Here is a 20035-nt window from a genome sequence, read left to right as displayed (position 1 = left end):
AGGACGGACGACGAGTGACCAGTGCATCCCCACTGCCCCCTACCACCCGCTTTGGACTCGGCATGTTCGATGCCGGCGAGGGCCCATTCGCCGGACTGCTCGTGGGTTCGGACGTCCTCGACCTCGCGAGCATCCCGGACCGCCTGGCGCCCGTGCGTACGACGCTTGAGCTCTTGCGGCAGTGGGACGACGTCGTCGCCGTCCTCGACGAGATCACCGAGACGCAGCCGGGCTCGTGGTTGCCTCTCGACGCGCTCACCGTTCTGCCTCCGGTGACGCCCGGGCAGATCGTGCAGGCGGGCGCGAACTACCGGACCCACGTCCTCGACCTCGCGGTCAAGCACACGGAGCTCTCTGGCGGTCGCACCGTTGAGCAGGTCCGCGCCGAAGCCGCGGTCATGATGGACGAGCGCGCGCGCACCGGGATCCCGTACCTGTTCTCCGGCCTCTCGTCTGCCATCACGGGTGCATACGACGACGTCGCGCTCCCTGGCTACAGCGACCAGCATGACTGGGAGCTCGAGCTCGTCGCCGTCATCGGCCGCCCTGCCTACCGAGTCGGGCGGGACGAGGCACTCGACCACGTGGCCTGCTACACGATCGCCAACGACCTCACGACCCGCGACCTGGTGTTCCGGCGGGACATGCCGGAGATCGGCAGCGACTGGCTGCGGGCGAAGAACGCACCCGGCTTCCTCCCGCTCGGGCCGTACCTCGTCCCGGCGTCGCAGATCCTGGACCTCGCCGACCTGCAGCTCACCCTCCGGCTCAACGGTGACGTCATGCAGGACGAGCTCGCGAAGGACATGCTCTTCGACGTCGCTAGCCTGGTCTCGCACGCGTCCCAGTACGTCGCGCTCGCCCCCGGCGACCTCGTCCTGACCGGTTCGCCCGCCGGGAACGGGATGCACTGGGGTCGGTTCCTGAGGGCGGGCGACGTGATCGAGGCGGGCATCTCCGGCCTCGGCGCACAGCGGACCACGTTCGTCAGCCCCACGCAGGAGGCCTGGGCATGACGGCGCTCGACGACATCATCGATCTCGACCCGTTGGCACTCGACAGAGCGGACCCCGAATCCGTGATCGCCGCTCTGGCGCAGGCATGCTCGAACACCGGCCGCTGGGGCGAGTCCGACGTTCTCGGCACCCTCAACCACATCGACGACGACCTGCGCGCCCGGGCTGCCTGGCTGGTCCGCCGCGGTCGCGCGTTCTCGCTGTCGCTCCCGTTCGACATGAACGGGCCGCAGAACGGGTGGCGCCGGCGCACCAACCCGGTTCACACCATGCTTGACACCGGAACGGACGCCGAGCGTGGCCAAGGCTTCCCGCACGGCCTCGGCGGCGCTGACGACGTCGTCGCCATGCCCCTGCAGTGCTCGACGCAGTGGGACGGGCTCGGCCACATCTTCGACCACGGCATGGCCTACAACGGTCGGCGCGCGGGTGACGTGGTCACCAGCGCCGGGGACCAGGTCACGGGCATCGAGACCGCCGCGGCCCACATCGCCGGCCGCGGAGTTCTCCTCGACCTAGGGCGATTCCTGGGCGAGGACACGCATGGCACCGGCGGCGAGCTCGAGGACGGGTTCGCGATCACGACGGCGCACCTGCGTGAGTGCATCGAGGCCCAGGGATCGACATCTCAGGTCGGCCCGGGAGACATCGTGCTGGTACGCACGGGCCGACTGGCGCGTGCGCGACGCGAAGGCTGGGGGCAGTACGCCGGCGGACCCGCACCAGGCCTGTCGATCACGACGGCGGGCTGGCTTCGTCGAACCGACATCGCGGCGATCGCCACCGACACGTGGGGCTTCGAGGTCAGGCCGAACGAGTTCGACGACTCGTTCCAGCCTCTGCACCAGGTCGTCATCCCGAACATGGGGTTGTACGTCGGGGAGATGTGGAACCTCGACGACCTCGCGGCGGACTGCGCCGAGGACGGCATCTTCGAGTTCTGGCTCACCGCAGCGCCCATCCCCTTCACCGGCGCCGTCGGCGCTCCCGTGAACCCCCTCGCGGTCAAGTAAGCGCATCGTTCTCGAAGGAGCGGACATGCCAGCAGTAAGCAAGGTCCTTGTCATCGGCGGTGGCGCGGCAGGTGCCGCGACCGCAATCTTCCTCGCGGAGGCCGGGGTCGAGGTCGACCTGGTCGAGATCAAGCCCGACATCGTGAGCCTCGGCTCGGGAATCACACTGCAGGGCAACGCCCTGCGAGTGCTGCGCGACCTCGGCGTCTGGGACCGGGTCGAAGAAGCCGGCTACGGGTTCGACACCCTCGGCCTGCGCGCGCCCGACCCCGCCGGCACCCTCATCGCCGTGCTTCCCGATGCCCGTACCGGTGGGCCGGACCTGCCGGCCACCGTCGGCATGCCCCGGCAGGACCTGGCGCGAATCCTCCATGAGCGCGCCACGCTCGCTGGCGTGAAGATCAAGCTCGCGACCACGTGCACGGGCATCGTGCAGGACGAGTCGGGGGTGGACGTCGAGCTGTCCGACGGATCTGGCGGCCGCTACGACCTTGTCGTCGGCGCGGATGGCATCCGTTCGTGGACCCGGCGGATGCTCGGCGTCCCGCTCGAGACCCGGTCGACCGGCATGGGCATCTGGCGGGCGTTCACCACCCGCCCGGAGAGCATCACCAGGACCGACCTCTACTACGGCGGCCCGCAGTACATCGCGGGCTACTGCCCGACCGGTCCGAACTCCATGTACGCGTACATCGTCGAGCCCGCGCAGGATCGCAGTGCGATGTCGCCCGAGGAGCAGCTGGGCGAGATGCGCCGGCTCTCCGAGGGCTACGGCGGCCCGTGGAACGAGATCCGCGAGACGCTGACCGACGCCTCTCGCGTGAGCTACACGTGGTTCGAGGCGCACGTGCTCGACGAGCCGTGGAACCGGGGCCGCGTCGTGCTCATCGGCGACGCGGCGCACGCGTGCCCGCCCACCCTCGCCCAGGGCGCCGCCCAGGCACTCGAGGACGCCGCGGTCCTGACGGAGCTCCTGCTCAGTCGCGACGCCGTCGACGACGCACTCTGGAAGCAGTTCTCCGAGCGGCGCTTCGAGCGCGCTCGCACGGTGGTCGAGGCATCCGTGCAACTCGGCCAGTGGCTCCTCGACGGCGAGCGTGGCGACGTGCCGGGCCTGATGGGCCGCATCGCTGCACTCGTGACGGAGCCTGCATGAGCACGGACACGACGGTGTACGCGCAGCTCCCGAGTGTCGACGTCCACGCGCACGTTCTCGTCCCCGACGTGGAGCGCGCCGTTGCCGACCAGCCCGGTCTGAGCGCGCAGCGTGACCTGGACCTCCGCCGAAACGGTGCCGAGTCGACGGCCGTGTCCGCGGTGATGGTTCAGGAGCGTGGCTCGCTTCTCGTACGCACCGACCATCGGCTCGAACTCATGGACCAGCAGGGCGTCGACGTCCAGGTTCTGTCGCCCTCACCGTCGCAGTACCACTACTGGGCCGACGAGTCCTTGGCGCTCGACCTCGCGCGGTACGTCAACGACGGCGTCGCCTACGCGGTCGGCGCCGCACCCGCGCGTCTGACCGGCCTGGGCCTCGTGCCGCTGCAGCACCCGAACCTGGCGGCCGCCGCATTGCACGACGCCGTCGACAAGGGTTTGAGGGGGGTTGAGATCTCGTCGCACGCACCCGACCCCCGGGGCGGGACGATCGAGCTCTCGGACCCACGTCTCGAGGAGTTCTGGTCCGAGGCCGCTGCGCTCGGCGTGGTCGTGTTCGTCCACCCGTTCGGCTGCACTCTCGACGAACGCCTCGACCGCTGGTACCTGTCGAACTCGGTCGGACAGCCTGTGGAGACCGCCGTCGCCCTCTCGCACCTCATCTTCGCCGGCGTGCTCGACCGGCATCCATCGCTTCAGGTCCTCGCGGCTCATGGCGGTGGTTACCTCCCGACCTACCTCGGCCGCAGTGACCGGGCGTGGCACGTCCGTAGCGAGGCCAAGACCTGCGCGAAGCCTCCGAGCGCTTACCTTCGCCAGCTCTGGTTCGACTCGGTCGTCCATGACGAGCGCGCCCTTCGCACGCTCGTCGATACCGTCGGTGCCGAGCAGGTGTGCCTCGGGAGCGACCACCCGTTCGACATGGGCTCAGACGACCCGATCGGCGATCTCGAGGCCTCGGGTCTGACGGCGTACGAGATCAATGCGATCAAGCGCGGCAACGCCCACCGGCTCGGACTGCGCGCCGGCCTCGGATCATGAAGGCGTCGTTCCTGCTCGAGGAGCCCGACGACACCGGCCCGCGATCCGAACCGCGCTCCCTGCCACGAGGCGGCTGGGCTCCTACGATGGACCATGGCGTCCCCACAGACGGTGAACCGGTCTGGAGCCCGTTTGCCGGAAGAGCAACCGTGAACATCGCCAACCTGAACCTCAACCTGCTGACGGCGCTCGACGCCCTGCTGCGCGAGCGCAGCGTCACCAACGCCGCCGCCAAGCTCGGCCTGAGCCAGCCGGCACTCAGCGCATCACTCGCTCGCTTGCGGCGACACTTCAACGACCCCCTGCTCGTGAGGGCTGGGAACGCCTACGAGCTCACACCGTTCGCGGAGCAGCTGCGTGAGCGCACCGGGGCGGCAATGGCCGGCGTGCAGCGCGTGTTCTCCGTCGCGCCGACGTTCGATCCAGCCACCTCGGAGCGAGCATTCAGCGTGCTCGTCGCCGACTACGCACTGAGCGTGATCGGTGCCGGGGTCAGCCAGATCGTCGCCGAGCGAGCGCCTGGCGTCCGTGTCGAGTTCCACCCGCACACACCGCAGCTCATCGAGAGGGCGGAGGAGGTCCTCCGGGACGCCGACGCGATGATCCTGCCCCGAGGCTTCTTGTCCGGGCTGCCGTACCTCGACCTTTTCACCGACTCGTGGGTCTGCCTCTTCGATGCCGACCACCCGACACTCGGTGACGCCGTCACACTGCCTGACATGGCACGGCTGCCCTGGGTCGTGAGCTTCCGGTCGTCCTCCGCGTTCACTCCCCCGATGCGTCAGCTCGAGAATCTCGGCGTCGACGTGCACGTGCAGATCGTCGTGGAACACTTCCTGGCCATCCCGCAGTTCCTCGTCGGGACGGACCGCATCGCGCTGGTCCAGGAACGGCTGGTTCCGCAGCTGCAGGCCGGCCATCGGCTTCGCGCCGTGCCGTGCCCGTTCGAGGTCATCCCGCTCGTCGAGGCTCTGTGGTGGCACCCGTCCCACCAGCTCGAACCTGGGCACGCCTGGCTGCGGTCGGTCCTGCTCGAAGCGGCGCAGGGCATCGAGGGAGCCGAGTCGTCGGACGTCGCGTGACTGCTGCTCCTGCACGCCCGCGTCAGCGAACGTGCAGGAGCAGCGCGTCGCCCTGTCCACCACCACCGCAGAGGGCGACTGCAGCTGTCCCGCTCCCACGACGAGACAGCCTGTATGCGGCGTGCAACACCAGTCGGGCACCGGACGCGCCGATCGGATGTCCGATGGCGATCGCACCGCCCTCGGTGTTCACGCGAGCTGGATCGATGCCGAGCTCCGCGGCAGACGCGAGAACGACAGCCGCGAAAGCCTCGTTGATCTCGACGACATCGAGATCAACGACGTCGAGATCGGCCCGCTTGAGCGCGGCTTGGATCGCGCGCGCCGGTTGTAGGTGAAGCGATGGGTCCGGTCCGGCCACCTGGCCCTGTGCACCGATCTCGACGAGCCATGGCAGATCGTGTCGCCGTGCGTAGCCCTTGCTTGCCACGACCACCGCCGCGGCCCCATCCGACAACGGGCTGGCAGAGCCAGCCGTGATCGTGCCGTCCGCCGCGAACGCAGGCTTGAGCCGCGCGAGCGACTCTTCCGTGCTGTCGGGGCGGATCCCTTCATCCAACAACACTGCCGACACGGACCCGCGAGGGCCAGGAACCTCGACGGCCACGATCTCGGTGGCGAGCTCGGCGCCCGACCTCGCGGCACGCGCGTGAGACCGGGCCGCGACGGCGTCCTGTTCTGACCTTCCGATACCGAGGACGCCGTTGCCTTCCTCGGTCAACGCGCCCATGGAGCGGCCAGAGAACGGGTCGACCAACCCGTCACCGAGCGTGTCAATGAGGGAGGCGTCGCCGTACGGGATGCCGCGACGCGACCCCGGCAGGGCATGCGGCGCGTTGGACATCGACTCCTGCCCGCCGGCGACGACGACCTCCGCGTCGCCGGCGCGCACCAGTCGTGCGGCGTCGATCACGGCGGTGAGGCCCGACAGACAGATCTTGTTGATCGTCGTCGCAGGGACGCTCCACGGGAGACCGGCCTCGACGCCCGCCTGCCGCGCGGGGCCCTGCCCCGCGCCGACCTGGACGACCTGTCCCATGAGGAGCGCGTCGACATGACCGGCCGGAACACCTGAGCGTTCGAGCGCCGCGCGGATGGCCACAGCGCCGAGCTGCGGCGCTGACAGGGGCGCGAGTCCGCCTCGGTATCGACCGAAGGGGGTACGCGCACCACCGAGGATCACCGGGATCGCGTCGTCGAGCGTCACGCGGGCACCGATCCAATCTCGGACCGCGACCGTGCGCGGCTGCGGGCCCGGGCAGGCCCGACTGCTCGACCGGGCGCGCCCGCAGGGCGGTCCACCACACGGTTCTCGACCGCGCCGAGGCCTTCCACCTCGAGGCGGACGACATCCCCGGCCGCCAGCGGCGGCGGTTCTTGAACCCCGGATCGGCCCCACAGCTCAGCGAGGCAACCGCCGTTGCCGCCCGTTCCCGAGCCGAGCACGTCACCGGGTCCGACCCACGAGCCCCTCGACGCGTGCGCGAGCATCTCCTCGAACGTCCAGGCGGCGTTCGACGCCAGGTCGTGTCCGACCTCGACGTGGTTCACCAAGGCGCGCATCTCGAGCGCCAGATATCCGTCGTCGTCCCTGAACGGCTCGAGCTCGTCGGCGGTCACGAGCCAAGGTCCAAGCGTGCTGGACCCGTCCTTCCCCTTTGCCGGACCTAGTCCCACCTTCATCTCGCGGGCCTGCAGGTCACGCGCGGACCAGTCGTTCAGGATCGTGTAGCCGACGATGTTCTCCCGTGCACGGCGCGGGTCCACATCACGGCCCGGGATGCCGACTACCGCAGCGATCTCGAGCTCGAAGTCGAACACGGAGCACCCCGGCGGGATCTCGACGTCGTCGTTGGCGCCGACGACGCTGTGCGGGTTCCCGAAGTAGAACGCCGGGGCCTCGTACCACTCGGCCGGCACGCCGGCGCCACCCGAGACGCTCCGCACGACGCCTTCGACGTGCTCCTCGAAGGCGACGAAGTCGCGGATGGACGTCGGCCGCACCGGAGGGAGCAGCCGGACCTCACTGATCGGGACCGGCAGCGAGTGGGTCATCGCCCACGACGCCGCGGCGCCGGCGGACTCGCCGCCGGCGCTCGCGACGTCGAGCACGGTGGCGCCCGGCGGAAGCGCGCAGACCCGTTCGTCGCCGGGATCCCCGACGACGACGCCTGCGTGCAGGACGCCACCGTGCCGGTAGGACGCGAGCTTCATCAGCCGCGGCCCTGAACCGCGTACGGGTTGAGGAGCGCCTCCTCGGTGCCGGGCAGGATGCCCTCCTCGGTCGCCGTCGGGTGGCCCGGGTCGTGCGGGAAGGACTCCGTCATCGACATCGGCATCGCAGAGTTGCGGTACAGGTTGTTGGAGCCCGTGGACGGCGTCCAGTCGTTCGGGCGCCAGTCCGGGACGTAGTTGCGGTAGCCGCCCGAGTTGAGCTCGACGCGGAGGCGCGACGGCTCACGGAAGTAGAGGAACGTCTGCTCGCCGATCCCGTGGATCGAGGGGCCGTACTCGATCTCGACGCCGTTCTCCATCAGGACGTCGGCGGTGCGGACCAGCTCGGTGTCGCTGTCGGTCCAGAACGCGATGTGGTTGACGCGGCCGGGGATGCTGGACGAGTCGAGGACGACGCCGAGGTCGTGCGACTTCTCGTTCGTCGTGAGCACACCGAACACCGTGATCGGCGCCTCGTCGAGCACCGTGTACGCCATGATGCGGAAGTCGAGGACGCGGTTGTACCACTCGCAGAAGCCGCGCACGTCGCTGGCCGCCACGGTCACGTGGTCGAGGAAGCGCGGGGCAGCGGCGTGGCTGGAGCGCTTCTCGGGGCGGTCCGGGAAGATCGAGCCGTTCTCGTCCGTCGCGTGGTACTTCTCGATGTCCCAGAACAGCTCCATCGTGTGCCCGTAGGGACCTGTGAACTGGTACGACCGGCCGTGACCCTGGCGCCCCTCGTGCCACTGCCCGATGACGCCGGCGGCCTCGATGCGCTGAGCGGCCTCGTCGAGCGCCTCCGGGCTGGACGTGCGCCACGCCATGTTCTTCACGGACGGCCCGTCGCCCGGCGACACCACGAGGCTGAACTTGTAGTGGTCGCCCCAGCAGCGCAGGTAGACCGACCCGTCAGCGTCCCGGTCGACGATGCGCAGGCCGAAGCCGTTGACGTAGAACGCAGCAGACGCCTCGACGTCCGGCGAGGTGACCTCGAGGTGTGCGAGGTGCGACAGGAGCTGGAACACAGCAGGTCCTTTCGTCCGGACCGGTCGGGGGTGCGTGCCTCAACCGGTCCCAGTGCGACGCCGCACGGCGGTGTGCGACGGGATGACGATGCCAAGCGAGTTGGCAGGTCGAGAAGACGAGATTGCCGATGCCCGGCATCGCCCTGGCCTATGCCTGGGCGCGTACCACTCCGAGCGGCGCGTGGTCGGATCGAGCGTCACGCAGCGGGGCTTCAGTCGCCGCGGCAACGTCCTCCCAGGTGGTGCCGGGTGACAGCTCGACCACCGCGAAGTGGTCCCCGCAGACGTCGAGAACGGCGAGGTCGGTGATGACGCGGTGCACGACACCACGGCCCGTCAAGGGCAGCGTGCAGGCGTCCAGCAGCTTCGCGGCGCCGTCTCGCGTCGTGTGCTCCATGACCACGAGAACTCGTCGTGCGCCGTGTACCAGGTCCATGGCGCCGCCCATGCCCTTGACGAGCTTGCCCGGCACCATCCAGTTCGCCAGGTCGCCGGATGCGCTGACCTGCATGGCCCCGAGGACGGCGACGTCGACGTGGCCCCCGCGGATCATGGCGAAGCTCGACGCCGAGTCGAAGTACGCCGCCCCGGGGCGCACGGTCACCGTCTCCTTCCCGGCGTTGATGAGGTCGGGGTCCACGTCCTCACGTTCGGGGTATGGCCCGACGCCGAGGATGCCGTTCTCGGACTGCAGGACGATGCTCGCCCGCGGAGGGAGATGGTCGGGTATCAGGGTCGGCAGACCGATCCCCAGGTTCACGTACTGGCCGTCGCGCAGCTCTGCGGCTGCGCGGGCAGCGAGCTCGTCACGCGTCAGAGCCACGGTCCACCCCCGTTCGTACGGTGATTCGTTCGACGCCCTTGTCGGCGGCCTGAGCCGCGCTCAGCGGAACCACGTGCTGGACGTAGATGCCAGGTAGATGGATGTCGTCCGGCGCGATCTCCCCCACCTCGACGAGCTCCTCGGTCTCGAGGATCGTGACTCGCCCGGCCTGTGCAGCCATGGGGTTGAAGTTCCGAGCCGCGGCGTGAAACACGGCGTTCCCGTGCCGATCAGCCCGCGCCGCGCGGACCAGGGCGACGTCACACGTGATGGCCTCTTCCAGCACCATCTCCCGCCCTGCGAAGGTGCGGACCTCCTTCGCCGGCGATGCCGTGGCGACCGTCCCGTCGAGGGCGTACCGCCACGGCAGGCCCCCCTCGGCGATCTGTGTGCCGACACCGGTCGGTGTGTAGAAGGCGCCGATCCCGGCTCCACCGGCCCGAAGACGCTCGGCGAGAGTGCCCTGCGGGGTGAGCTCGACCTCCAGCTCACCCGCCAGGTACTGACGCGCGAACTCCTTGTTCTCGCCGACGTACGACGCGGTGATCCGCGCGATGCGGCCGGCCTCGAGCAGGAGGCCGAGGCCGGCGCCGTCGACGCCACAGTTGTTCGAGACGATGCGCAGATCGGTCGACCCGTGCTTGAGCAGGGCCCGGATCAGGACGCTCGGGATCCCGCACAAGCCGAACCCGCCGACCGCGATCGTCGCGCCGTCCGAGATCGCGCGAACGGCGACGGTGGCGTCTCCGATCACCTTGTCCATCGGGGCCACCGCATGTGGAAGAGGGGTTGCGCCGACGCGCTGGTCGTTCCGGGTTCGACGAGCGAGCCGTCGCCCCGAGCGCGCGACTCCAGGGTCCCGTCCGCCACGATCACGCGTCGCCTCCCTGATACCAGAGGCCGGCCAGATGATGCGCCCAGTGGCCACGGACCTCGGCCGCCAAAGGGGCATCTGCGGCCTGCTTCTCGGCGGCCGCGTTCTGCTCTTCGGTGGTCGGCGGGCCAGGCCGGTGGTCGTACGGGATGGCGTCGCGCGCGGTCACCCCCACCTGCAGGCGACCGAGACCCGAGATCTCGACGACGACCGTTCCCCCGTCCCTCAGCACGCCCACGCCGGCAGGCGTACCGCTGGCGATGATGTCGCCAGGCTCGAGGGTCATGACGTGGCTCGCGTAGCTGACGAGGGTCGGCACGTCGAAGATGAGCTCGCGCGTCCCGACCGACTGACGCAGGTCGCCGTCCACCCAGCACTGCAACGTCAGCGCTCCGGGGTCGGGCACCTCGTCGCGCGTGGTGATGTACGGCCCGACTGGCGTGAAGGTGTCGAAGGACTTGCGTGTCGAGCGGTCCTCGCCGGAGCGCACGGTGATGTCGAGGATCGGTACGTACCCGAACACGTGGTCGAGCGCCTCGGCACGCGACACGTTCCTCGTCCGTCGTCCGATGACGACCCCGAGCTCACCCTCCTGATCCGTTCGCTTGTCGGTGTACGGCAGCGAGATCTCCTGGCCAGGCCCGATGATCGACGACGGCGCCTTGAGGAACACGCCGTAGTCGGCGATCGTCTTCTGCTCCTGCATCTCCACCTGGTGGTCCCGGTAGTTCACCGGCGCACCGACGACCTTCGACGGCCGCGCGATGGGTGCGAGAAGGACGGCGTCGGCGTCGCCGACGAACGGGACGTCGCTGAGCACGTGGGCGGCAAGATCTGTGCCGGACTCGATCAGCGCGCGGACCGGGTCACCGTGTCGCGCGAGCCCCAGTGCGTCGGTCACGTCCCACCAGCCGCCGTCCCCGCGGACGGCGACCCTGTCTCCAGCCAAACGGGCGATGCGCATCTCTCACCTCTCGCTCAGAGCAGCGTCGGCCGACGCAAGCTCACGGTTCGTCACGGGGTTCTCCTGCTCGTCGCGAGCGAGGTAGAGCCAGTCGAGCTGGTCGAACCAGTCGCCCTCGCGCGCACGCAGGTGCGCGTCGCGCAGCGCCGCGCCGATCCCTTCGACGTGGCAGATCTCGCCGAATGTGCGGGCGGTCGTCTGCACTCGGGCGGCGCGCGGTGCCCGGCGGCGGGCGACCTCGACGAGCGCGTCGTGCCATCCGTCGCCGTCCCAGGGCTGAGTGGCTGCGACGACGTCGCCCAGCGCGTCGGCGTCCTCGAGTGCCTGGCACGCGCCTTGTGCGAGGTACTGGAACATCGGGTGCGCGGCGTCGCCGATCAGAAGCGTCCGCCGGTCCACCCAACGTTCGGTAGGGAGCCTGTCCGCGAGCGGCCAGCACTTCTCGGTGCCCACGTACTCGAGGCCGGCGAGCACATCGGGGTGCGCCATCGCGAACGCCTTCGCAATCTCCGCCGGGTCGCCGTCCACGGCCCGCTCAGCCGCTGCCCGAGGGGCGTAGAACACCGCGACCTGGTTGAGCAGCCGACCGCCCCGCAGTGGGTAGCGCACGATGTGGCAGCCAGGGCCGACCCAGCAGACGACCTCGTCGAGACCGTGCGCCCCAGGAACCTCGTCGATCGGAACGGTCCCCCGGTATGCCACGTAGCCCGACGGCTGCGGTTCGTCGCCGATGAGCCGTGCGCGCTGCCGCGAGTGCAATCCGTCGGCGGCGACGAGCGCGGCCGCGGCGAACTTGCGCCCGTCGGTTGCCAGCCCGACGACGCGGTCGTCGGCGTGGATCACCTCATCGATCGAGGTCCCAGGCACGAGCTCGACGCCCGCAACTCGCGCCGCGTCCAAGAGCACCGTGTGCAAGTCGGTCCGGTGCGTGACGAGGTAGCGACCGCCGTACCTCTCGACGAATCGGTCGCCGAGGTCTTGACGCGCGAGAAGGGTGTCGGTGTGCACGTCACGCAGGACGAGCGCGCGCGGAACCACCGCAGTCGCCTTGACGCCGTCGAGCAGTCCCCAGGCGTCCAGCAGGCGGGTCGCGTTGGGTCCGAGCTGCAGGCCTGCGCCGATCTCGGCGAACTCGGGCGCCTGCTCGACGACGGTGACCTGAGCGCCGGCATGGGTCAGTCGCAGTGCTGCGGCGAGGCCGGCGATGCCGCCACCGACGACGAGAACGCGTCGCGTGATGTCCATGGGGTGTCCGTTCTTCGTTGAACCGGTGCCCACACCCTGCGGACGATGTCTGCCTGATGCAATAGGTTTCTGTTGTGCAGAACTCACCGCTCCAGGAACAGCCCGCCTACGTGATCGAGTCGGTCGACAACGCGCTCCGGCTGCTGCAGATGCTCCGCGACGAAGGTCCCCTCCGACTCACCGACGCATCCGTGCGGATCGGCGTCTCGCGCTCGACCACGCACCGCCTGCTCGCGATGCTCGTGTACCGCGGCTTCGCGGTGCAGCAGGCAGACAAGGCCTACGCGCCTGGGCCGGGGATCCTGACCGGCAGCGGCCCCGCGGAGATGGTTGCTCAACTGCGGTCCACCTGCCGGCCGCACCTCGAGCTGCTCGCTCGACGCTGCGGCGAGTCCGTCAACCTGATGGTTCGCACCGGAGCGCACGTGCGCTTCATCCAGACCGTGGAGGGCAGCGCCACGTTGCGCACCGGGGATCGGCAGGGGGCCGTCATGTCGACGCTCGAAGCGTCCGGTGGACTGGCGTTGCTGGCCGAGGCGCCGGCTTCCGAGGTCGAGGCGCTCGGAGCCACGGCACCTCCGTCCTGGTGGCCCACTGTTGAGCGGGAGCTCACAAGAGCGCGGCGGCACGGATACGCGTTGAACTTGGCGTATACGGAGCCGAACGTGTCAGCGATCGGGGTGGCACTGCACGATCCGATGGGGGTGGGGATCGCTGCATTCAGCATCTCGATGCCGCAGAGCCGGTTCAGCGCTGCCCGCCGTGACGAACTGGTCACGTTCGCCCGCTCGACGCGCAGCGACATCGAGGCTGACCTCGCCCGGGGGCGAGAGGGCAGCCTCGTGGTCGTCAACTAGGAGCGGTTGAACCGCACGCCGGCCACCGAATGGTCCTACCGGAAGATCTACCTGACCAACGACGAGCGCACCGCAGCCTCCACAACCCGGCTCGAGCACTACAGCGCTGAACGCCGCGACCGCGCCGTTGGCGCCGACCCGATCACTCGACCGTCGACAACGCGATGCCGAGTACAGCTAGAGCGGGTTGGACCCGTCCAGGTTGAGGGCGTGGCCCTGGGCGAAGAACCGCTTCGCGGCGAGGTGACCCCGCTCGGCGGCCATCCGGAACCACGGCTCGGAGGCCGCGAGACCGTCGCGCTCCTCGACGAGTCGGCCCATGTCCCACATCGACTCGCGGTCACCAGCAGCGGCTGCCGCACGCAGCAGCCGTTCCGCTGCGTCGATCTCGCCGTTGAGCTTGTGCAGAGACGCTCGTGCCCGCATCGCCCGGGGGACACCCGCGTCGGACGCGGCCTGGAGGTCCTCGAGGTTCCGGTACTTGCCGCGGTTGTTCAGCCAACGCAGGACGAGTCCGACCATGCCGATGCTCCACAGCCACCAGACCGTCGTCATGGGGCCGGGGTTGCTCGTGACGAACGCGACGATGCTGAGGATCGCGGCGACGGTCACCAGCGCGGGCGAGATCAGGCGCCAGAAGCCGAGGATCGCGCTGACGACGATAACGACGAAGATCACGGGCGAGCCCCCTGGAGTCCGTGGTGCACGTTCGGTCGACGCCGCATCGCGGCATCTCTTCGAGTGTCCGCAACGTCGCGTTTCACTCCGACGCCCACCGCCGTGACCTGCGGCAACTGCTGGCGGTGCGCGTCATCGAGCACTGGTTCATCAACCCGCACTGCGCCTGGCAGAACGGGAAGGTCGACCGGTTCAACCGCACCCTGGTAGTCGCCGACCGCCTGTGGGTAGTCCCGATCCTCGAGTCGACGTCAGCCAGGGACAACCGCTCCGGCCTGACGCCCGGACGCCACGACAGCTCGGGTCAGGAGGTCAGCGTCGAGCCTCGTGGTCGGGTCGTCGAACAACCGCTCAATGGGGATGTCGCCGAGCATCGTCAGGATCGTTGGGTTGGACAGGAACCCACCTGTCGCCCCGCTCGGGTCGACCTCCGAAGCAACGTGCAGGAGCGACTGGCCCACTTCGGGCTCGGTGAGCCACTCCCTCAGCGTCGATCGACTCGTCAATGTGGTGGGCGGCCGCGACGCGACTCGTCGAACTGTCGTGACGGTCCGGATGTCACGCGACGAGGCCGCTAGTTCGACGAGGTACGAGCCCGCGTCGGTCGCCCAGCCCTCACGACGCTCGTCCCAGTGCGCGAAGGCACGGGCGGGGATCGTCGCGATGATGCGGGTGGTCGCGCCAGCCGCGAGCTGGGACTTGCCGAACGCAGCGAGCGTTCGAACCGGGCGGTCGTCGCCTCGATGCTCAGGCCTGATGTAGACCTGCCAGACCTCGGCGCCTGCGACGTCTCCGACGTTGGACAGCGTGAACTCGACGAGCACGTCGCCCGTCTGGTCCCCGTCGTCGATCACTGCGGGGCCGTCGTACGCAAACTGCGTGTAGCTCAGACCATGCCCAAACGGGAAGGCCACTTCGCGCTCGGAGTGGTCGTACCCGCGGTATCCCACGAACACGCCTTCGCCGTGCATCACTCGGCCGCCGTGACCGGGGAAGGACGGGAACGCAGGCGTGTCAGCGAGCCGCAACGGGATCGTCTCAGTGAGACGTCCGGACGGGTTCACCGCACCGGTGAGCACGCGAGCGATCGCCGTGCCACCCCCCTGGCCCGGAAGCCACGCTTCGACCAGCGCGGCAACGTGCTGCGACCACGGCGATGTCAGGACGATCCCGCCGTTGTCGAGGACGACGACGGTCCGCGGGTTCGCCGCGGTGACTCTCGTGAGGAGCGCTCGCTGCTCTGGCGGCAGCTCCAGCGAGCCGCGGTCATAGCCTTCGGACTCAGACCCTTCGCCCGGTCCGAGGAAGACGATGGCGATGTCGGCCTCACGTGCAGCACGAACCGCGTCGTCGGCGAGCCTTTGCCGCTCCCCCGCGTCGCTGGAGTAGCCGGCGGAGAAGATCACCGAGCGGTCGAGCGCCTCGACGAGCGCTTCGAGCGGTGTGTCGAGCCGCGTGGCGGAGGCGTTCGCGCTGCCGCCGCCTTGGTAGTGCGGTACGCGGGCCAGCTCGCCGATCACAGCGACCGTCCCGCCCGTGGTGCTCAGTGGCAGCACTCCGTCGTTCGTCAGCAGGACGATCGACGCTGCCGCCGCGTTGACGGCGAGCTCATGGTGGCGGTCTAGGTCGGCCGCAACGGCAGGTCGGCCGCCCCACGAGTCGGCCACGAGCCTGAGCCGCTCGGCAGACTGGACAACGGTCGCCGGGTCGAGGTCACCGTCATCCACGGCGGCGAGGATTCGGCGCAGAGAGCCGATCCCGGGCCCGGGCATCTCCAGGTCGAGGCCGGCACGGAGCGCCTCGACGCGGTCGTCGACCGCGCCCCAGTCCGACACCACCGCGCCGTCGAAGCCCCACTCGTCGCGAAGCACCTCGGTCAGCAGGTGGCGGCTCTGGGTCGCGTACGTGCCGTTGACCTTGTTGTACGACGCCATCACCATCGCGGGCGACGCGGTCGTGACGACGTGCTCGAACGCCGCGAGGTAGATCTCACGCAACGCCCTGTCGCTGACCTCCGCGCTGACGCGCATCCGGTCGGTCTCCTGGCTGTTCAGCGCGAAGTGCTTGACGCAAGCGCCGACCCCGGCCGACTGCACGCCGTTGACGAACGCGGCGCCGATCCGACCCGCGACGAAGGGGTCCTCGGAGTAGTACTCGAACCCACGGCCGCCCAGCGGTGAGCGCTTGATGTTGATGCTCGGGCCGAGCAGGACGTCGGCGCCGGCTGCACGCGCCTCACGACCGATCGCTGCGGCCACGGCGGTGACGAGCGACTCGTCCCAGGTGGCCGCCAGCGCAGTGCCCGAAGGGAAGCAGGTGGCGGGCACCTTTCCGGACCAGTCAGGAAGGTTCATCGCCAGCCCGTTCGGGCCGTCGCTGAGCGTGAGCGCGGGGGTGCCCTCGTCCTCGGAGCGGGTGTGCGACATGTCCGCACCGCTGAGCAAGGCAGCGTGCCGGGCCAGGTCGGCGCTGGGCGATGCGTCCTCGGTCATGCCACGACTCCCTGCTCTGCCATCTCGCTGCGATCCTCCGGGCTGTGGACGTTCCACAGGCGCGGCCTTGCTGGATCGTCCTCGGCGGGCCGGCAGACCGCGTCGAACGTGTGAGTCCCCCAACCGACCCGCACCGCGCGGTCGGCGCCAGGCACCTGGACGTCAGCCTCGACACCGATGGGGAGCGCGACCTCGAGCCGCAACCGGGACCCCGTTCGTGTCCATGCAGTCTTGATCAGGCCGTAGGGCGAGAGGTGCGACGTCGATGCGTGCGTCAGACCGCCACCCAGCACCGGCGCGACACGGACGCGTCGGTAACCGGGTGTCGCGGGGCTCAGCCCGGCGACCATTCGGTGCAGGAAGTCCGCCACGGCGCCGAGCGCGTAGTGGTTGAACGACGTCATCTCGCCCGGGTTGATGCTCCCGTCGGGAAGCATGCTGTCCCAGCGCTCCCAGACGGTCGTCGCCCCCATCGTCACCGGGAACAGCCAGCTCGGGCAGTGTGTCTGCAGAAGCAGGTGATAGGCGGTGTCGATGGATCCGGTCGCCACGAGTGCGTCGCACACCAACGGGGTACCGATGAAGCCCGTGGCGATGAGGTGGTCGCCCTCCCGGACCAGCTCAGCGAGCCGGGTCCCGGCCACTGCGCGCTGATCGGCGGTCGCCAACAGGTCGAAGCAGATCGCGAGCGAGAGCGCTGTCACCGTGTCGCTCACGACCCGGCCTGACGGCGAGACGAACTCGTCGTTGAATGCCTTGCGGGCGCGCTTCGCGATGACCGTGTATCGGTGGGCGGCCGCGTCATACCCGAGGACGTCGCACGCCCGCGCCGTGAGTGCCGCGGTGTGTGCGTGATACGCGGTGGCGACGAGGTGTGCATCGGTTGCCGAGTCACCCGGGCGGTCCGGTGGCGCCTGCGGGTCGAGCCAGTCCCCCAGCTGGAAGCTGTCGTTCCAGAGACCGGTGCCTCGCGCGAGGACGTCCACCTGGTCGACCCAGGCCATCATGCTGGGCAGCTGCTCGGACAGGAGCTCTCTGTCTCCGGTGCGTTCGTAGATCGTCCACGGCACGATCACCGCAGCGTCGCCCCAGCCTGCGGCCGGGTCAGCGGGGAACCCGCACTCGAGCCACGGGTGGAAGTTCCGCACGGAGCCGAACTCCCGCTGCTCCGCGGCCAGGTCACGCAGCCAGCTACGGAGCACACCCGTGCTCTCGTGGAGGTAGGCGGCGGCCGGCGCGAACGCCTGGATGTCACCCGTCCACCCGAGTCGCTCGTCACGCTGCGGGCAGTCCGTAGGGAGGTCGACGAAGTTGTCCCGCATGCTCCACACCACGTTCTCGTGGAACCGGTCGAGGAGCGGGTTGGAGCTGGAGAACCAGCCGACCCGACGCATGTCGGAGTGGACGACCTGAGCGATGACTTCCGGCGCCTGGTCCGCCGGCCAACCTTCGATCTCCGCGTACCGGAACCCGTGCAGGGTGAACCGTGGCGCCCAGATCTCCTGCCCGTCGCCGGCGAACGTGTAGCTGTCGACCGAGCTGGCGGTGCGCAGCGGCCGGAGGCAGAGCTCATCGTCCTCGAGCACCTCCGCGTGTCGGATCGTCACCTCGTGGCCACGCGGCGCCGTCGCGGTGATCCGGACTCGCCCGGAGATGTTCTGCCCGAAGTCCAGGCGGAGGGCACCGTTCGGACGACGCTCGATCCGGGTCGGCATCAGCTCGTCGACGATCCTGACCGGCGGCCCGGTCGGGCCCTCGATCGCGGCAGTGAAGTCCCCGCGCGGCAGCACAGCGACCGGGCTCCACCGGCCGTCGTCGAAGCCCGCCTCAGCCCAGCCGTGCGGGTGTCGGCGAGCGTCATGACTCTCGCCCTCGTACAGGCCCGTCGCCGTGATCGGCGACGGGGTCGTCCGCCAACGCAGCGGGACGAGCTCGAGCCGCCCGTCCGCGTGCTGCACCTCGAGCTGCACCATGACGGCGACGTCCGCGCCGTAGACATCCCAGAGCCCACCGTTGAAGCCCAGACGACCGCGGTACCAGCCGTCCGCGAGCCACACACCGAGGACGTTGCGACCAGCCTGAACGAGCCCATCGAGCTCGAAGGTCTGGGAACGCAAGCGGTGCTGGAAGCTCGACCATCCGGGTGCGAGCACGGAGTCGTCCGCGGGCGAGCCGTTGACCTCGAGGTCGTAGACGCCGTGCGCCGCCACGTGTGCCCGCACGCGGCGGACACCCGCCGGCATGTCGAACTCGGTCCGGAGCAGGTGCGCCGGACGCGGCCCGTCGGTAGGTGCAGCCGGCGACGGAGAGACGAAGTCGACCGCCCAGTCCGCTGCGGCGAGACCCCGCTCGACGTTCGTGACCTGCGACCACGAGCTTGACTGCCCGTCGGCGAACCAGACTCGGACACGGACGGCAGCCCGCTCTCGTGGCCGCAGCGCGGCCACGGGCCAGCGAACCAGCACCGACTCCCGGCTCTCGACCCGTGTGCGCAGGGCCGCGCCCTGGTCCCGTGCAACCTCGATCTCGTAGGCGGCGACTACCGCCCCTTGCGGCGCCCCGATCACTCGCCAGCTCAGACGCGGCGTCGCCTCGGAGATCCCGACCGCCCGATCCAGGTGCTCGACGCGAAGATCGACGACGCCGGCGGTCATCCCTTCACCGAGCCCGCGGTCAGGCCCGCCATCATCCGCTTGTTGAGGAACAGGTAGATGAGGAGAGTGCCGGCGACGTTGAGGCTGATGGCCGCCATGGTCGGCCCGTACTCGACCTGGCCGAACTGTCCCTGGAATCCGAGCAGGCCCACCTGGATCGTGCGGAGGGCGTCGCTGTTCGTGAATGTCAGTGCGACGAGCAGGTCGTTCCACATGAAGAAGAACTGCACGAGCGCGATCGTGAAGACGGCGTTGCGGACGAGCGGCAGTGCAATGGAGAAGAACGCCCGCAGCGTGCTCGCGCCGTCGAGCGTCGCAGCCTCGAGGAGCTCGCGAGGGACGCTGCGGAAGAACGTGGCCATCATGAAGGTCGTCAACGGCAGGCCCACGGCCGTGTACGTGATGATCAGGGGCCACAGCGACCCGGTCAGGCCCGCACGGAAGTAGATCGTGAACAGCGGCAGCAGGATCAGCTGCCCGGGCACCATGATCCCCGCGAGGAACATCAGCAGGACCGTTCCTCGGCCCTTCCACACCATGACCTCGAGAGCGAAGCCGGCGCAGACGCCGAGGAAGATCGTCAGGAACAGCGACGGGACGACGGCGATGACGCTGTTGCGCGCGTAGGTCGCGAGGTTCCCCTCGGTGAGCGCCCGCGTGTAGTTCTCGAAGTTGAAGAAGTTCTCGGGCAACGCGAAGGCGGGGTTGTCGAGGAACTCCTGCTGGGTCTTGAGCGACCCGAGGAAGAGCCAGACGAGAGGGAACGCGACGACCACAAGGAGCGCGGTGGTCAGGACGGCGACACCGATCGAGCGGCCTCGCTTCTTGCGCGTGGTGCGCTGCGTGTCGATCCGCTGGGACGAACGGGTGGTGACGGAGGGTGCGGTGGCGATCGACAT

General features: G+C 69.5%; 17 protein-coding genes and 1 pseudogene. 7 read left to right on the top strand and 11 right to left on the bottom strand.

Annotation, left to right across the window (positions count from 1 at the left end; genetic code table 11):
- The first annotated feature begins 62 nt into the window (after positions 1-62).
- From Cch01nite_RS09620 to Cch01nite_RS09600, 5 genes are all read left to right on the top strand, one after another.
- Positions 63-1016 carry a fumarylacetoacetate hydrolase family protein gene (locus Cch01nite_RS09620; protein WP_203752053.1) on the top strand — a complete coding sequence of 318 codons (954 nt, stop codon included), beginning with the start codon at positions 63-65 and terminating at the stop codon, positions 1014-1016.
- Positions 1013-2029 (top strand): cyclase family protein, encoded by a 1017-nt coding sequence (locus Cch01nite_RS09615; RefSeq protein ID WP_203752050.1) that lies wholly within the window; start codon positions 1013-1015, stop codon positions 2027-2029. Before Cch01nite_RS09620 ends, Cch01nite_RS09615 begins: the two co-directional genes overlap by 4 nt.
- A 25-nt stretch (positions 2030-2054) precedes the next feature.
- On the top strand, positions 2055-3185 hold the full coding sequence (locus Cch01nite_RS09610; protein ID WP_203752048.1) for an FAD-dependent oxidoreductase: 1131 nt from the start codon (positions 2055-2057) through the stop codon (positions 3183-3185).
- Complete coding sequence (locus Cch01nite_RS09605; protein WP_203752045.1) at positions 3182-4228, top strand: amidohydrolase family protein; 1047 nt, start codon at positions 3182-3184, stop codon at positions 4226-4228. The genes Cch01nite_RS09610 and Cch01nite_RS09605 overlap by 4 nt, the downstream gene beginning before the upstream one ends.
- A 149-nt stretch (positions 4229-4377) precedes the next feature.
- Positions 4378-5310 carry a LysR family transcriptional regulator gene (locus Cch01nite_RS09600; protein ID WP_203752043.1) on the top strand — a complete coding sequence of 311 codons (933 nt, stop codon included), beginning with the start codon at positions 4378-4380 and terminating at the stop codon, positions 5308-5310.
- Positions 5311-5332: 22 nt separating this feature from the next.
- On the opposite strand, the gene Cch01nite_RS09595 is transcribed toward Cch01nite_RS09600, so the two are convergent.
- From Cch01nite_RS09595 to Cch01nite_RS09565, 7 genes are all read right to left on the bottom strand, one after another.
- Positions 5333-6517 (bottom strand): acetyl-CoA C-acyltransferase, encoded by a 1185-nt coding sequence (locus Cch01nite_RS09595; protein WP_203752041.1) that lies wholly within the window; start codon positions 6515-6517, stop codon positions 5333-5335.
- Positions 6514-7524, bottom strand: coding sequence for a fumarylacetoacetate hydrolase family protein (locus Cch01nite_RS09590; RefSeq protein WP_203752038.1), 1011 nt, complete (start codon positions 7522-7524; stop codon positions 6514-6516). The genes Cch01nite_RS09595 and Cch01nite_RS09590 overlap by 4 nt, the downstream gene beginning before the upstream one ends.
- Entirely contained in the window at positions 7524-8549 is a 1026-nt protein-coding gene (locus tag Cch01nite_RS09585; RefSeq protein WP_203752035.1) for a VOC family protein, read from the bottom strand. The genes Cch01nite_RS09590 and Cch01nite_RS09585 overlap by 1 nt, the downstream gene beginning before the upstream one ends.
- A gap of 148 nt (positions 8550-8697) precedes the next feature.
- The gene (locus tag Cch01nite_RS09580; protein ID WP_203752025.1) at positions 8698-9372 is read right to left on the bottom strand and encodes a 3-oxoacid CoA-transferase subunit B; all 675 of its coding nucleotides are present in this window, start codon (positions 9370-9372) and stop codon (positions 8698-8700) included.
- A complete protein-coding gene (locus Cch01nite_RS09575; protein WP_203752010.1) occupies positions 9356-10135 on the bottom strand; it encodes a CoA transferase subunit A in 780 nt (259 codons plus the stop codon). Before Cch01nite_RS09575 ends, Cch01nite_RS09580 begins: the two co-directional genes overlap by 17 nt.
- A gap of 109 nt (positions 10136-10244) precedes the next feature.
- Positions 10245-11210 carry a fumarylacetoacetate hydrolase family protein gene (locus Cch01nite_RS09570; protein WP_203752007.1) on the bottom strand — a complete coding sequence of 322 codons (966 nt, stop codon included), beginning with the start codon at positions 11208-11210 and terminating at the stop codon, positions 10245-10247.
- A gap of 3 nt (positions 11211-11213) precedes the next feature.
- Positions 11214-12455 (bottom strand): FAD-dependent oxidoreductase, encoded by a 1242-nt coding sequence (locus Cch01nite_RS09565; RefSeq protein ID WP_203752004.1) that lies wholly within the window; start codon positions 12453-12455, stop codon positions 11214-11216.
- Between the two features lie 74 nt (positions 12456-12529).
- On the opposite strand from Cch01nite_RS09565, the gene Cch01nite_RS09560 reads away from it, so the two are divergent.
- Positions 12530-13312 (top strand): IclR family transcriptional regulator, encoded by a 783-nt coding sequence (locus Cch01nite_RS09560; RefSeq protein ID WP_203752001.1) that lies wholly within the window; start codon positions 12530-12532, stop codon positions 13310-13312.
- Positions 13313-13489: 177 nt separating this feature from the next.
- On the opposite strand, the gene Cch01nite_RS09555 is transcribed toward Cch01nite_RS09560, so the two are convergent.
- Positions 13490-13990, bottom strand: coding sequence for a hypothetical protein (locus tag Cch01nite_RS09555; RefSeq protein ID WP_203751997.1), 501 nt, complete (start codon positions 13988-13990; stop codon positions 13490-13492).
- 83 nt (positions 13991-14073) lie between these two features.
- Here Cch01nite_RS09555 and Cch01nite_RS22710 point away from each other — a divergent pair.
- Positions 14074-14196, top strand: a pseudogene (locus Cch01nite_RS22710) (IS481 family transposase); the annotation flags it as partial.
- 45 nt (positions 14197-14241) lie between these two features.
- Here Cch01nite_RS22710 and Cch01nite_RS09550 read toward each other — a convergent pair.
- Genes Cch01nite_RS09550 through Cch01nite_RS09540 form a run of 3 tightly spaced genes read right to left on the bottom strand, consistent with a single transcriptional unit; the run spans position 14242 to position 20035 of the window.
- Complete coding sequence (locus Cch01nite_RS09550) at positions 14242-16482, bottom strand: glycoside hydrolase family 3 C-terminal domain-containing protein (protein WP_203751994.1); 2241 nt, start codon at positions 16480-16482, stop codon at positions 14242-14244.
- Positions 16479-19136, bottom strand: a complete 2658-nt coding sequence (locus Cch01nite_RS09545; protein ID WP_203752219.1) for a family 78 glycoside hydrolase catalytic domain — start codon at positions 19134-19136, stop codon at positions 16479-16481. Before Cch01nite_RS09545 ends, Cch01nite_RS09550 begins: the two co-directional genes overlap by 4 nt.
- A complete protein-coding gene (locus Cch01nite_RS09540) occupies positions 19133-20035 on the bottom strand; it encodes a carbohydrate ABC transporter permease (protein ID WP_203751991.1) in 903 nt (300 codons plus the stop codon). Before Cch01nite_RS09540 ends, Cch01nite_RS09545 begins: the two co-directional genes overlap by 4 nt.

The organism is Cellulomonas chitinilytica, assembly GCF_016862675.1.
In the GTDB taxonomy this organism is placed as follows: Bacteria; Actinomycetota; Actinomycetes; order Actinomycetales; family Cellulomonadaceae; genus Cellulomonas; species Cellulomonas chitinilytica.
This window is presented reverse-complemented; position numbering and strand designations above follow the sequence as displayed.